Raw genomic sequence first — 13,507 nt, 5'->3', positions numbered from 1 at the left:
AATTGGAGGAATGTTTAGTGAAAACAAAATTAACAGCTCAAGAAACTCCTTTACATAAAGTCTTCTCTGATGATTATTTGTTTACTGTTCCATCTGTGCAACGCCCGTATTCCTGGACAACAGACGAGGCAGGGGAACTTTTGGACGACATAATTGAATTCATTAATCACTATGGCATTAGAGAGAATAATATAAGCAATGTTGACCAACCTTATTTTCTGGGAAGTATTGTTTTAGTAAAAAAAGACGGTCCTAAGTCTGAGGTATTAGATGGCCAACAGAGATTGACTACACTTACTATTTTATTCTCTGTACTACGCGACATTCTTAGCGATGACCTTCGCCGATGATATTGAACAAATGGTCGTACAGAAGGGCAGTAAGATCTTAGGTACAAAGGATACCTATCGACTACATCTACGTAAAAGAGATGATGAGTATTTTGAAAAATACATTCAACAAAAAGGAATGACACACAAGGTAACAAAAGACACGCCATTTAAGACAGATAGCCAAAAAGCTATTCGAGACAATGCAATATATTATATGGAACGCCTTAATAAGTTAGATGAAGACACAGTAAAAACACTACCATTAGTATTGGCAACTTTATGTTTTATTGTTGTAGTCTCTACGCCTAATTTTGATTCTGCTTTTCGTATATTTACGGTATTAAATGACAGAGGCTTGGATTTACTCCCAAGTGATATCTTCAAAGCACGCGTTATTGGAGCAATCCCTGATAGTGAACAAGACGCCTACACAATGAAATGGGAGGATGTTGAAGTTTCATTGGGGCGTGATAGATTCAATAAGTTGTTTGATCATATCAGAATGATAATTCAAAAAAGAAAAGGTAGTGCAAATAATAAAGATGAATAGATGATATCTTCTCTAAAGTAACCGGGAAAAACTTCATTGATGATATATTAATTCCTTATAGTGAAATTTATCTAAAACTAGTTGATTATCGATCTTTTTACAGCCATCACCCAAAGATAATAAAATTACTAAGCTTGCTTACTCGCATTGATAATAATGACTGGATTCCTGTAGCAATGTATTATATTCATGAATATAACGAAAAACTGGATGAGTTTTTAAATCTACTTGAACAGTTTGCAGGTAGTAGCATGGTGCTAAGGAAAAATTTCAATTGGCGAATGTCCAAGTACTCACAAATCCTAAGGCAAATGAAAAAAAGAGTTGATATGTTTTCTGAGGAATCTTTATTAAAGGTATCAGATGACGATAAAAGAGCTGTTTTAGAAAAATTAAATGGAGATGTATATACAGAGTTAAAAGATACTGTAAGAAGATACGTACTGCTACGACTAGATTCATTACTTACAAACGGACAACCTTTCTATGACCATTCAGTTATTACTGTTGAGCACGTACTTCCACAAACACCTAAAAAGGATAGTGAGTGGTTGGTAAACTTCTCAAATCCAGATGATTATGTGCATAAACTAGGTAATTTAGTACTTTTAATTAGATCTAAAAACTCCCAGGCCAGAAACTATGATTTTAATAAAAAGAAAACATCTTATTTCCAACCAAAGAGTGGAGTTACTACTTTTGCCTTAACTACTCAAGTTGTTCAAGAAAGAGAATGGACGCCTGGGGTTCTTGAAAAAAGACAAGAGACTTTGATTAACCTGATGCGAAATGCATGGGATCTTCATTTAACCAATAACAGAAGTTCACCTAACAATGGGGATAAAAACAATAACTCCAAAAAGAGTATATATGAAAAGTATTTTATTAATGCAGCTAGGGGAGCAAATGCACTTGGTACCCCTGTATCTAACGGTTTTAAGGTTTTTAAAGGCTCATTATTTGCTGGTTCGGTCAGCGATTCGTATCAACAAGGGTATGTAGATTTAAGGGAAAAGTTAATTGACCAAGGTATGTTTATAACTAAAGATGGTGGTGAGTTATGTCTTGTAGATGATTATATTTTTTCTAGTGCATCAACTGCTGCAGCTTTAGTTATGGGACGTAGTGCCAATGGATTGGCGGAATGGAAGACAGCGAGTGGTGAGCTGTTAAGGGATAATGGATAAAATTAATAAACAAAACAATCATTCATGAAAATTTCTTAAATTGAACAATATATTATATAATTGGTATAAGAAGAACTTTCATAATTCACTTTAAGGAGTGATAAAATGAGCGGTAAGATAACAGGTGCAGACTATTTGTTGCTTTTGTTTTATTTAAAGGGCAAAAGTAGTGAAAAGGCCGAGCCTATTGAAGGCAGAACTAGGATTACAAAAATGATGTTTATTTTTAATAAAGAAATATTTAAAAAGCTAAAATTAAATGAATTTTCCTTTGAAGAAGATCTGCCATCATTTGAGGCGTATCATTATGGCCCTTTTTCATCTGACGTACATGAACAATTAGATTTATTTACTAACATTGAGCTACTTAAAGAAGAAACAAGAAAATTTGGGAAAGTAAATGAGTGGGATTATGATAATGACTTAAAGTCTCTAGAGGATATGGAAGACAATATACAAGAGGATAATAATGACTTACTAGAAGATAACGGTATGACTGTTTCTGTATATAGTTTAACTCCCATGGGGATTGAATATGTTGAAAACGAGATAATACCTCAGTTACCTAATCAAGAAAATCTCATACCTTTTCTTGAGCAATTTAAAAAGCAGATTAACACAACAGACTTAAATAGCTTACTAAGCTATGTATATAATAAGTATCCAGAATATGCATCAAAGTCAAAAATTAAAGGTAAGGTGAAATAAAGTGAACACCGCGTTAAATACCTTATCCAAATTAACGGAATTTCAACAGGTTGAACTTAGTATGAAGATATTAACGGAAAGGAATCTTAAAATTTTTAAAGAGGTTCCTTTATTTTCGTCCTCAATTGATATGATAACAATTAACAACAATGAGGAAGTATCAGCAATAGAATTTAAGTTAAGGAACTGGAAGAAAGCAATAGATCAAGTAAAGAAACACAGTATTGCTGTGGATTATATGTCCATTTGTATATTAAAACCTAAGAATAGAATAACCAGAGAGAAAATAGAAGATGTATGCAAACAGGAAAACACCGGATTGCTATATTTTAACTTAGATGAAAAAGGAAATCCTGAATTATTTGAAGCAGTCAAACCTATAAAATCAGATTTTTATTGGGATGTACAAAGGGAAAGCCTGCTTAACATGCTATTAGAGTCATAAAGGTAGTGGAGAGGAGAGAAATATGGAACAAAATTCTGCTTTGAAAATAATTAGATACGGTACATCAGCTGAACAGAAGTTTATTGATGAATTTAAAAATGAATTTGACCTTTTGGTTATTAATGGAAATATGATATCTCATGCTTCTAAAGCTATTTCTAAATTCGTAGCAACTCGTAAGTTTAGCTATATTATCGATCCACTAACCCACTCTCTTCAACATGATATACAGTACATAAAAGGAAAAAATGGAAAGATAAAAAGTTCAATAAAAAAGATGGTAGATAACTACTCTGATTTTGTGAAGGAGAAAATTATTGATCAGGAAAGAGTATTGGTACCTTCTGATTTTGAAAGTGAATCAATTCTGAAAGACTTCACTTCAAAAGTTCTAGATTTTCAAAAAAACCACGTTATTGAGACCTCTAAGGAAAGGGACTATTATAAGTATTTACAATATACTAAAGTAACATTTGAACCAAAATGGTTAATCGTTCCTTATTTTATGATGAATACTAAAAATTATAAGAAGTGGATAGAGATCAATGTTCAAATGATAAATTATTCTCTTCAAGAGTATGAGTTGGATAGCTTAGCGGCACAACTTGTTATAGAAAAGGATATATTGGAAGACGCCTATTATATTGAAGATATCATAAGTAAGTATTCATCATACGGTATTAGGAACTTGCTTTTATGGGTAGATGATTTTTCAGCATTTGAATCATCAAGATTACTACTTAATAATTTTTGCAAATTAATAGAAGGTCTTTCTGATAATGGAATTAATGTATATAACTTATACGGAGATTACTTTTCTGTGCTACTGTGTCATGAGAAATCCAAGGCAAAATTACAAGGTGTGTGTCACGGTATTGAGTATGGAGAAAAAAGAGCGATTGTCCCTGTTGGCGGGGGGATCCCCGTTAATAAATATTATTTGTATCCAATCCATCAGAGAGTAGAATATGGCCGTGTAGCAACGTTGCTAAGATATTTGGGAATACTACCAGATGATTATCAAAGATATTATTCAGATATATGTAATTGTGAACAATGTACGGAAGTTATTAAAGATAATTTGGATAACTTTGCATACTACGGTGATTCCAAACCGATTGAAATTAAAAGAAAAACAGGTGCAACTATTTCAAGACAATATCCAACAACAGAAGCAAAGGCATTATGTATTAATCACTTCCTATATAATAAATTAAAAGAATGGAATTCAATTAGTACAAATGATTTATTAGATTTGATAGATGAATCTATTAAGTCTGCAGAAGAGTATTCACCTATCTTAGGTTATGACTTAGTAGGGACTTATGAGTTGTGGAAAGAAGTGTTATATACTCATGAGTAAAACAGTTTTTGTTCTTGGTGCTGGAGCTTCAATGATAGAAAATCTACCTTCTCAAGCAGAAATTTTAAAAAGTATATTTAAAAAAGAGGAGTCGGATTTTGCAACTTTTAATCCAACATTACTTAAAACTGGAGAAAGATACAGGAGAGCCCGTATAAATATTGCAGAGTTTATTATCAGGCTTTTTTCTAATAAAAACTATTTTGACTTTATTTCAGACGAATCAGCTTTAGCAGAGATAGAGACTCTTCCGATGGCAGAAAAATATAAGTTATTGGATGAGTTAAAAAAGGATAACGGTTTTTTAGAATCTATCTATGAATATATTGCTGAAAGTAAAAGCCATATCACATTAGAAGACATTTTTACCATACTGGATAAGGCTATTGCTTCTAACGAGCATATACAAGGATATGATACCTCAAAGATTATTCAACTAAGGAACGATTTTGTGTTCTGCATTATTAGGCTTTTTGTTAAGTCCAGTGTAAACCAATCCTTTGATAGTCAAACATATCTAAATTTTATAGAAAAAATTATACAAAAGAGAATTGAAGCTGAACAAACAGGGGATCCGGTGTCAATAATAACACTTAATTGGGATTTTATAGTTGATAAATATTTTTCTCATGTGGTTTCAAGTAATAGCGATTATGAAAAAGCAAAATTAGATTACTGTGTATATGACCATAATTACCACCACTTTTTTGATGATAGTGATATAGAGAGTATACCATCAACTATTTTAAAAAGGCAGGGTTATTACAATGTGAAGTTATTAAAACTTCATGGGGCAATGAATTGGCTATTATGTAAGAATTGTCAAAGGTTATTTTACTCACAAGAAAAATACATAGCATTTGAGGAATTCTATGACACAAGCGCTCCAGAATGCCCTTTTTGCACTAAAAATTATAGTTTATCAGGTGATCGAAATAACACAAAACTAACCAGTGAATTAATTACACCAACTTTGCTAAAGAATTTAGATAATGTTACATTTAAAAACATTTGGAAAAATGCTTTTGTTGAACTGGCAGAAGCAGAAAAAGTGGTTTTTATTGGATATTCTTTACCACAAGCAGATTTTGAGTTCCGATACATGCTGAAAAAGGCAATAAGACCAACTACAAATATCGATGTAGTTTTATATCATAATGATGACCCTAATAAGATAAAGGATTTGCTAAAAGACGAGGGGGATATTAGTAAGTTCACAGCTAATGTTTCCGAAACACGATTCAAATCATTTTTTGGGAAAGATGATATCAACTTTTTCTATGAGGGTATTATTGATTATGTAGAAAATCACTTATAAGTATAATATATGTGTTTATGATTCAGATAGGGAATATTAATTCTATGAGTTTGGTAATTATCCTAATATAACTGGAGAGGTTATAGAAAATACCTCTCCGGTTATTTTGTTAGTTTACCCTATCCAACGTTACGGTGAACCGTACCACAAATAGGTACGGTTTTTTACTTTTTCTTAAAGGAATGAAGGAAAAACTTTAGAAGTCATTTAGAGTAGAATCCCAAATAATCGAAACAAGATCAACAGAAAGGGGCACAACAGAATGGACATCGACTCTTTTTTTTCCGCAAATATTAAAGCAGCGCTTAAGAATGATCCGCCCGGGGAATGGATGCCAGCTCTCCCTGAGAATTGTATACGATTGAGTTCCGGCTACCCGGATCCGGCTCTTGTACCAGCTGATCAGATAAAAAAAGCAGTTGCCAGCCTGATTGAAGAAGAACGCGACCTGCCACTGCATTATCTTGGAAGCCCTAAAGTACCTAAATTAAAGCAACAGATCAAAGGAAGATTATCGGAACGTGGCATTCATGTTTCTGAGGAGGAAGTATTAATTACTTCAGGAGCATGCCAGGCGATCGATTTAATTGCGCGTATTATCATAGATGATCAAACGATCGTTGCTGTTGAATCGCCGACTTACATGGAGGCCCTGGAGATCTTTCAAAACTATACGAAACATTTTATTACTATTCCAGTAGATGAGCATGGACTCGATACGAAGCGGTTAGAAGAAGTGCTTGAAGAGAGAAGAAGGAAAGGGCTGATCCTTCCACGGATTTTATACACGATCCCTACTTTTCAAAATCCAACCGGTACGACGATGGCATTGGAGCGGCGAAAGCATGTATTGGAACTTGCTTCTGAATACAACTTTCTTATTTTAGAGGATGATGCGTACGGGGAGTTATATTTTCGTGAGCAGTCGATACCACTAAAAGCAATGGACCATGAAAGCCGTGTTCTTTATGTTGGTTCGTTATCCAAGGTGGTAGCCCCGGGAATGAGAATCGGATGGGTCACCGCGGCACCTGAATTTATTACTGCTCTCGATTGGTTCAAAAAGGATATCGGCCATCCGTTTTCTCAGGCGACCATGGCTTCCTTTTTAGAAAGAAATGATTTGAAGCAACGCCTCCCAACTTTAAGAGAAGCATACAAAAAGAAATGCGATGTGTTGCTCTCCGCATTGGAACAATACATGCCAGAATCGGTGACCTGGTATGTGCCTGAAGGGGGTTACTTCGTCTGGGCTAGAGTACCCGGAATCGATACGTCGGATTTGTTAACAGAGTCCCTCGAGGAGGGTGTGTCCTTTGTGCCCGGTAAATACTTCTTTAAGGAACAAGAAGAAGGTACGGAGTTTCTTCGCCTATCCTTTAGTTATGCTGATCAAAAGGAAATGGAGGAAGGGATAGAAAAACTAAGTAAAGTTATAAAAGAAAAGCTTTCATAAAAGTAAAAAAGGGCACAAAAAAGGCAGAGGAAGCTCTGCCTTTAAATTCTAGATTTTTCTATTCACTGGTTGAGGAGGTTGTTCTATCCACTTTTCTTTTATAAGTAAAAGAAGGCCCTGGCTGTAATACTTTTGCATATCCTTTGAAATTTTGTTTAATTCAAAAATGATATCTGTTCTTAAACAGGAGGTCATAGCCTGGCTAATCATAATAAAACAGAACATTCCAAGGCAAGTATTAACATAAAACATCATTAACTTATCTGAAAAAGGCGACATTTTTACATCATATAGTTTATAATCGCTTGATGAAGAAACGGGTATATTCTCGTCATCCAGTATTTCTCGAAGGGCATCTGAGACTTTTTCGAGTTCATCTCTACCTTTTCTGAAATACTTTTTTACTTCTTTTTCTGTCGCAAGTTGACTAAAGCCCACAAAAATCATTTTTGAAAACTGGGCTCTCTGAATAATTCTGGATAAGTTAGCAATTTCAGCAGTATTGACTGGCCTTGATCCTCCGAAAAATCCGTTAAGATAACTAACGTTTTCAACAAAATCTAATTCGCTGTTAATCGACACCTGTGGAGGCTTTAAATAGATGCCCTTTGATAGCATCAGTTCTGTTATTTCATTCTGTATCTTTATGTTGTGTTCAATGCTCATTTGAAAATAGTCTCGAATATCTTTTCTAGTGCAATCAGATAACGCACTTGGATATGTAATCATCGATAGCATTGTGAGATCATTGCAAAAGAATAGTATTAATTGATCGGAAAATACTTTTTCTGCATCATCTCTTATGTCTTTTTCAGTAAATCCTAGAGGAACTGCAAGATGATCTTTATTGAAAATCTTCTTGAGTTCGTTTATTTTTTTTTGTGAAAAATTAAACATTTTCTCTACCACTTTTTTGATGTCTTTATCTTTGGTGGTGGAAAGAAAATGTTCAAAAAACCTTAGTTCCATGCTGCTTTTTAAATAACCTGCCCAAATATTAGAGATTTCGTTTGCAGTTAATTCTATAGCTGGATCATTATTGTTAATCATGTTATCCACTCCTTTCTTATATAGTGTTACTTTTAAAGCCGAAATTATTACTCTTGCTGTGTAAAACTAGCATTGGAGAAAAATATTGTGGTTTTTTTAAAAAACAAAAATATAAAAAGCAAAAAAAAAGCAGAAGAAATTAAATGCCTCTGCTTTTTTCCAAATGATTCAATTAATGTACCGAAGCTACTCTGGAAGATTTTTCTTTTATACCATGCATGAAATAATAGAGAACCGTTGTTGCCAGCACCATGATACCCATCATGAGATATAAACTGCGATAGCCGGTAAAGGGTATGAGTAGCCCGAGAAAATAAGGCCCGAATCCAAGTCCTGCATCTAAAAAGATATAGTACGTGGAAGTTGCTAATCCCATTCGGTGTGGTGGTGTTAACTTAACGGCGATGGCCTGTGTGATCGATTGCATATTACCGAATCCAAAGCCTATCAAAATGCCCGACAATAATAATATTACGGCGTTACTGGCGGAGCTCAAAAGCAATAATCCTCCTCCAAAAAATACAAAGGCTGGATACATGACCGCATTAGCTCCTCTAACATCCATCAGGCGCCCAGTGAGCGGGCGGGAAACCAATATAGCTACCGCATATACGATAAAGAAGAAGCTCGCGATTTCCACGAGATCGATCTCGATTGCAAAGAAATTGATGAACGAAAGCACACTTGAGTAGCCAAGTGCCAGAATTAATGTCACTAATGCGATAGGCACTGCTTTTGGTTCAATAAAGCTTGATAGTGTTAGCCCTTTTCTGTCGTCGGAAGTAGATGTTTTCACCTCCGGGATATTCATGAAGGCCGCTATTATCAAGCTGATAACCCCCAGTCCGAGACAAAAGCTAAAAATCGATTGATAAGTTGCATGCTGGCTCATATATAAGCCGATAAACGGCCCTACTGCAGTCGCCAATGTTATGCTCATGCTGTAATATCCGATTCCTTCGCCTTTACGTGTTTTAGGAATAATCTGGGCAACGATCGTACCGGTTGCAGTACTGGCGATGCCGAGTGCTATACCATGTATAAAGCGGGTTAACAGCAGGATAGTGATTCCGGCATTGATAAAATATAACCCTGAAGTCAAAGTGAAAAAGATAAGGCCAATAAAAAGCATTTTCCTGTTTCCGGTCACGTTTATCATACGCCCGATAAATAGCCTGCCGATCAATGTTCCGATAATAAAGATTCCTGTCGCAAGACCTGCCTGGCTTTCTGTGACGTCAAACAATTCTACTGCATAAACAGCAATTGTCACCAACAATAAATAAAAAATTAAATACAAGAAAAAATTCACGGCCGAAACGATGATAAAATCTTTTGACCATAGTTTCGGTTTCGATGACTGATTCACGCTATCTATCTCCCCGTTTAAGAATATTGTTTCGAATTTCACCCATTATACGAATGGTCTCTTGTTGCTCTTCTTCAGAAATTCCTTCTAAAATTTCCTTTTCATATTGATCGATCGTCCGGCGCACTGTTTTGTATAGTTCACTGCCGCTCTCCGTAAGTTCCATTCGCTTTTCACGTTTATCCTTACCGGGGACATGATCGACGTATCCTAATTCTTCTAAGCTGTTAATCGTCCTTGTAATCGTAGGTTTCTCGACCCCCTGGTAGTTAGCAAGCTCGATGAGTGTTGCAGAACCGAAATTAGCGAGGTAATACACGATCGTCCACTGGGCTCTATGAAGGTTATGTTTGCTGAGCTGTATATTCAACCGATTTTCAAACGGCCGATACAACATTAATAGTTGATAAAAAAACTTCTGTGAATTCTTTATGGATAACACCTCCTAAATAGTTAGCTATGGTAATGGTTAACGAGGGTAACTATTTTAATATACCAGTATAAAGCGTTTTTTTCCAGTATTTATCTTCGTTTTGGTATGATGAAGACGAAAGAAATTAAATTTCTATTTAAGAAAGTTGTGTAAATAATGGAGCTTTTTAATGCGAGTACGTTAATAGATGTGATAGGCGAATTGTTTTCCGATGAAACATCGATCGTTTTATCTGACACAAAGGAATATCTGTATTACCAGCCGAGTAAACGAATCGATTTGAAGATAAAGCCTGGAGATCCTATTCTGGAAGGGACGATTACATACAAAGCATTACTGGCCGGCCAAAAGGTCTCTGAGTACATTGATCGTGATGTCTTTGGCGTTCCGTACTATGGGATGGCAGTTCCATATTCGAAAGAAGGAGAAATAAGAGGATGTGTAACAGCTGTTTTTCCGACGCTAACAAATGCGATGTCTGTTATCACGATTAAAAAAAGCGATGGCTGGGTGCCCGTTCCTTTCACAGACGTCATATACATTGAAGCAAAGGAACGAAAAACATTTGTTATTACGAAAGAGAATGTTGGTACACATACAAACACGTTGAATGAATTTGACTTCCTGTTGCCGAGAGATTCCTTTATCAGATGCCATCGGTCTTATATTGTTAATGTAAATTATATTAAAGAAATTTATCCTGACACACGTTCCACTTTTATTTTGAAAATGATAGATGATACCCTTGTCCCGGTGAGCCAGACACATGCGAGTTACTTCAGGAAACTACTTGGTTTTTAAAGGATTCATTGCTGTTTCACACGTTCATTTAGCCTTTTCATCGTCATTTTTAGCAATTTCATTCAAAAATAGCCTTTCCCTGAATGCAAAACGATAAAATAGTTGTAATAGTGAGAAAGATTACAAGGGAAGGTGTCATAGAGTGGAAAACAACTACGAGCGTATTCAAAACACAGCATTAAGAGATAGAGTAGTTTCGGCTGAAACGGCAGCATCCTGGATCGGGAATGGAATGACACTTGGGTTAAGTGGCTTTACTCGTGCGGGTGACGTGAAAGCGGTTCCTTTTGCACTGGTAAATCGAGCTGAATCAGAAGATTTTAAAGTTAATGTATATACTGGAGCTTCTCTGGGCTCTGATATTGATAAATTGTTTGCTGAAGCTGGAATCTTAGGTAAGCGCTTACCATTCCAGGCGGATGCTACGATGCGAAGAAAGCTTAATGAAGGTGCTTTTCATTTTGTGGACCAGCATCTTTCACATACTTCAGAGTTAATCCGTTCCAATGTGTTGGACCAAATTGATTTTGCTATTTTGGAAGCGGTTTCGATTACGGAGGACGGATTCATTATTCCAACTACATCGATAGGCAACTCGTTAGTCTTTGCACAGCACGCGAAAGAGATCATCATTGAAATAAATGTAGCCCAGCCAGAATCATTAGAGGGTATACATGATTTATTTGAACCGGGAGAACAGGGAAAACGAGATCCTATTCCATTAACAAAACCTGAGGACCGAATTGGGGCAAAGGGTATCCAGGTGGATTTGAATAAAGTAAAGGGGATTGTCTTCACGAATCAAATGGACTCCCCGTCGACCATTGTTGCTCCTGATGAAGAAACAGTAATGATCGCCGACCACTTGATCGATTTTCTTAAACAGGAAATCGAAGACGGAAGGTTAACGAAGAGCCTCGCCCCGTTGCAATCCGGGATAGGCTCGGTAGCCAATGCGGTATTCCACGGGCTGTTGAATTCTGATTTCACTGATTTAAAGGTGTATTCAGAAGTGCTGCAGGACGCTGTCTTCGATTTGATCGATGCTGGCAAGGTTCAGTTTGCATCCTGCTGCTCGATTACACTTTCTGAAGGTAAAATGGACGAGGTCTTTTCAAACTTTGAGAACTATCGCGATAAATTAGTTCTACGGCCGCAAGAAATTTCAAACCACCCGGAGATAATCCGCCGGTTGGGGTTGATCTCGATCAACACGGCTTTAGAAGCGGATATCTACGGTAATATAAATTCCACCCATGTACAGGGCAGCAAGATGATGAATGGGATCGGCGGTTCAGGAGATTTTGCACGTAATGCCCGCCTTGGAATCTTCGTAACAAAGTCAATCGCAAAAGGCGGTAAGATCTCAAGTATCGTCCCATACGTCTCCCACGTCGACCATACAGAGCATGATGTAGATGTGATCGTAACAGAACAGGGTTATGCAGACCTTCGTGGACTTGCGCCAAGGGAGCGCGTGGAATTGGTGATCGAGCGATGCGCACATCCGATGTATCGTGAACAGCTGTGGGACTATTACAACGAAGCGCTGACACGAGGAGGCCATACACCTCATGTGTTGGAAAAAGCACTATCCTGGCATATCAATTATGCAAAGGAAGGGACGATGCTGGAGTCTGAAAAGAAAGTTGGCATGAAGGTATAGCCTCAAAAGGGCATTCGCTAAAACAGCGAATGCCCTTTTGCTTTTATCAAGAAACTGATCAATCATTTTCCTTGATTTCAACAAGCTGCATATCTTTGTTAAAGAACGAACGATAAGCGATCGCTGATACAAACATAGACGTAAGTGATACGGAGGCAAATATGCTCAACGAAATAACAATCTGGTAGCGGATTGCCTCGATCGGTGAAGCGCCGCCGATAATCAGCCCTGTCATCATTCCCGGAAGCTGGACGAGACCAATTGTTTTAAGGCCATCTATACTTGGAATCATCGCGGCTTTTATCGTATTTCTGATGATAATATTAGCTGCTTTAGGCGGTGTTGCCCCCAATGAGAGAGCTGCAAGTACCTTTCCCTTATGGACGGAAAAGTCATTTTTTAGCCTCTCCAGTGCCAGAGCGGACGCAACCATGCTGTTACCGATCACCATACCGCTCATTGGGATGACCTGCTGGGATTCAAAGGGAATGATATTAAACCCGATCCACAGTATAAGCACCAGGCCTTCAATGATTGCTAAAACAGTAAAAGTGACCAAAAAGGCATTCTTAATTCCTTTTCCCCTTTGGCCTGCCTGCCAGGAAGCAGCTGAGATCATGACAAGTACAGCTAAGGTAACAGCAATCCAGTCAGTTATTTCAAACAGAAAGGTCAGCACATATCCGATCAGAATGAGCTGGATAATTCCCCTTAACGAAGACCAAATCGTCGTTTTTGCGATACCAAGAGAATAGAGGTAGGAAAGTGAAACCGGTATGAGGACGAATATAATGACAGTGAGCATCGATAGATTGGATATTTCGGGCAT

The 13,507-nt window shown here is 36.8% G+C and carries 14 protein-coding genes; 10 read left to right on the top strand and 4 right to left on the bottom strand.

Annotated elements, in window-relative coordinates; all coding sequences use genetic code 11:
• Positions 1–17 precede the first annotated feature (17 nt).
• The 8 genes from FCL54_RS24695 to FCL54_RS20635 all read left to right on the top strand — a co-directional run bounded on the left by FCL54_RS24695 (position 18) and on the right by FCL54_RS20635 (position 7,359).
• Positions 18–350, top strand: coding sequence for a DUF262 domain-containing protein (locus FCL54_RS24695; RefSeq protein ID WP_281281404.1), 333 nt, complete (start codon positions 18–20; stop codon positions 348–350).
• A 10-nt stretch (positions 351–360) separates the two neighbouring features.
• Complete coding sequence (locus FCL54_RS24690; protein WP_281281403.1) at positions 361–882, top strand: DUF262 domain-containing protein; 522 nt, start codon at positions 361–363, stop codon at positions 880–882.
• A 176-nt stretch (positions 883–1,058) separates the two neighbouring features.
• A complete protein-coding gene (locus tag FCL54_RS24490) occupies positions 1,059–2,069 on the top strand; it encodes a DUF4357 domain-containing protein (RefSeq protein ID WP_246055383.1) in 1,011 nt (336 codons plus the stop codon).
• Between the two features lie 105 nt (positions 2,070–2,174).
• The gene (locus tag FCL54_RS20655) at positions 2,175–2,777 is read left to right on the top strand and encodes a hypothetical protein (RefSeq protein WP_138129028.1); all 603 of its coding nucleotides are present in this window, start codon (positions 2,175–2,177) and stop codon (positions 2,775–2,777) included.
• Positions 2,778–2,838: 61 nt separating this feature from the next.
• Positions 2,839–3,222 carry a hypothetical protein gene (locus FCL54_RS20650; protein WP_171016949.1) on the top strand — a complete coding sequence of 128 codons (384 nt, stop codon included), beginning with the start codon at positions 2,839–2,841 and terminating at the stop codon, positions 3,220–3,222.
• 22 nt (positions 3,223–3,244) lie between these two features.
• Positions 3,245–4,585 (top strand): hypothetical protein, encoded by a 1,341-nt coding sequence (locus FCL54_RS20645; RefSeq protein ID WP_138129024.1) that lies wholly within the window; start codon positions 3,245–3,247, stop codon positions 4,583–4,585.
• The gene (locus FCL54_RS20640) at positions 4,578–5,903 is read left to right on the top strand and encodes a hypothetical protein (protein ID WP_138129022.1); all 1,326 of its coding nucleotides are present in this window, start codon (positions 4,578–4,580) and stop codon (positions 5,901–5,903) included. The genes FCL54_RS20645 and FCL54_RS20640 overlap by 8 nt, the downstream gene beginning before the upstream one ends.
• A gap of 262 nt (positions 5,904–6,165) precedes the next feature.
• On the top strand, positions 6,166–7,359 hold the full coding sequence (locus FCL54_RS20635) for an aminotransferase-like domain-containing protein (RefSeq protein WP_138129020.1): 1,194 nt from the start codon (positions 6,166–6,168) through the stop codon (positions 7,357–7,359).
• A 48-nt stretch (positions 7,360–7,407) separates the two neighbouring features.
• Here the strand turns inward: FCL54_RS20635 and FCL54_RS20630 are convergent, their stop codons facing one another.
• The 3 genes from FCL54_RS20630 to FCL54_RS20620 all read right to left on the bottom strand — a co-directional run bounded on the left by FCL54_RS20630 (position 7,408) and on the right by FCL54_RS20620 (position 10,175).
• Positions 7,408–8,409: a DUF3231 family protein gene (locus tag FCL54_RS20630; RefSeq protein WP_138129018.1), complete on the bottom strand. Its 1,002-nt coding sequence runs from the start codon at positions 8,407–8,409 to the stop codon at positions 7,408–7,410.
• 172 nt (positions 8,410–8,581) lie between these two features.
• On the bottom strand, positions 8,582–9,778 hold the full coding sequence (locus FCL54_RS20625; RefSeq protein WP_138129016.1) for an MFS transporter: 1,197 nt from the start codon (positions 9,776–9,778) through the stop codon (positions 8,582–8,584).
• Between the two features lies 1 nt (position 9,779).
• A complete protein-coding gene (locus tag FCL54_RS20620; RefSeq protein ID WP_138129014.1) occupies positions 9,780–10,175 on the bottom strand; it encodes a MarR family winged helix-turn-helix transcriptional regulator in 396 nt (131 codons plus the stop codon).
• Positions 10,176–10,367: 192 nt separating this feature from the next.
• Here FCL54_RS20620 and FCL54_RS20615 point away from each other — a divergent pair, with 192 nt between their 5' ends.
• Positions 10,368–11,012: a LytTR family DNA-binding domain-containing protein gene (locus FCL54_RS20615; RefSeq protein ID WP_138129012.1), complete on the top strand. Its 645-nt coding sequence runs from the start codon at positions 10,368–10,370 to the stop codon at positions 11,010–11,012.
• Positions 11,013–11,154: 142 nt separating this feature from the next.
• Positions 11,155–12,678, top strand: coding sequence for a succinyl-CoA:acetate CoA-transferase ScpC (scpC, locus tag FCL54_RS20610; protein ID WP_138129010.1), 1,524 nt, complete (start codon positions 11,155–11,157; stop codon positions 12,676–12,678).
• Positions 12,679–12,736: 58 nt separating this feature from the next.
• On the opposite strand, the gene FCL54_RS20605 is transcribed toward scpC, so the two are convergent.
• On the bottom strand, positions 12,737–13,507 hold the full coding sequence (locus FCL54_RS20605) for an ABC transporter permease (RefSeq protein WP_138129008.1): 771 nt from the start codon (positions 13,505–13,507) through the stop codon (positions 12,737–12,739).

The organism is Exobacillus caeni, from assembly GCF_005747095.1.
In the GTDB taxonomy this organism is placed as follows: Bacteria; Bacillota; Bacilli; order Bacillales; family Guptibacillaceae; genus Exobacillus; species Exobacillus caeni.
This window is presented reverse-complemented; position numbering and strand designations above follow the sequence as displayed.

Bases quoted from the DNA above. Each gene is read 5' to 3' on its own strand.
- FCL54_RS20655 (WP_138129028.1), top strand. From the start codon at position 2,175: ATGAGCGGTAAGATAACAGGTGCAGACTATTTGTTGCTTTTGTTTTAT.
- FCL54_RS20630 (WP_138129018.1), bottom strand. From the start codon at position 8,409: ATGATTAACAATAATGATCCAGCTATAGAATTAACTGCAAACGAAATC.
- FCL54_RS24690 (WP_281281403.1), top strand. From the start codon at position 361: ATGGTCGTACAGAAGGGCAGTAAGATCTTAGGTACAAAGGATACCTAT.
- FCL54_RS20605 (WP_138129008.1), bottom strand. From the start codon at position 13,507: ATGCCCGAAATATCCAATCTATCGATGCTCACTGTCATTATATTCGTC.
- FCL54_RS20645 (WP_138129024.1), top strand. From the start codon at position 3,245: ATGGAACAAAATTCTGCTTTGAAAATAATTAGATACGGTACATCAGCT.
- FCL54_RS20640 (WP_138129022.1), top strand. From the start codon at position 4,578: ATGAGTAAAACAGTTTTTGTTCTTGGTGCTGGAGCTTCAATGATAGAA.
- FCL54_RS20635 (WP_138129020.1), top strand. From the start codon at position 6,166: ATGGACATCGACTCTTTTTTTTCCGCAAATATTAAAGCAGCGCTTAAG.
- FCL54_RS20650 (WP_171016949.1), top strand. From the start codon at position 2,839: ATGAAGATATTAACGGAAAGGAATCTTAAAATTTTTAAAGAGGTTCCT.
- FCL54_RS20615 (WP_138129012.1), top strand. From the start codon at position 10,368: ATGGAGCTTTTTAATGCGAGTACGTTAATAGATGTGATAGGCGAATTG.
- FCL54_RS20620 (WP_138129014.1), bottom strand. From the start codon at position 10,175: ATGTTGTATCGGCCGTTTGAAAATCGGTTGAATATACAGCTCAGCAAA.
- FCL54_RS24490 (WP_246055383.1), top strand. From the start codon at position 1,059: ATGTATTATATTCATGAATATAACGAAAAACTGGATGAGTTTTTAAAT.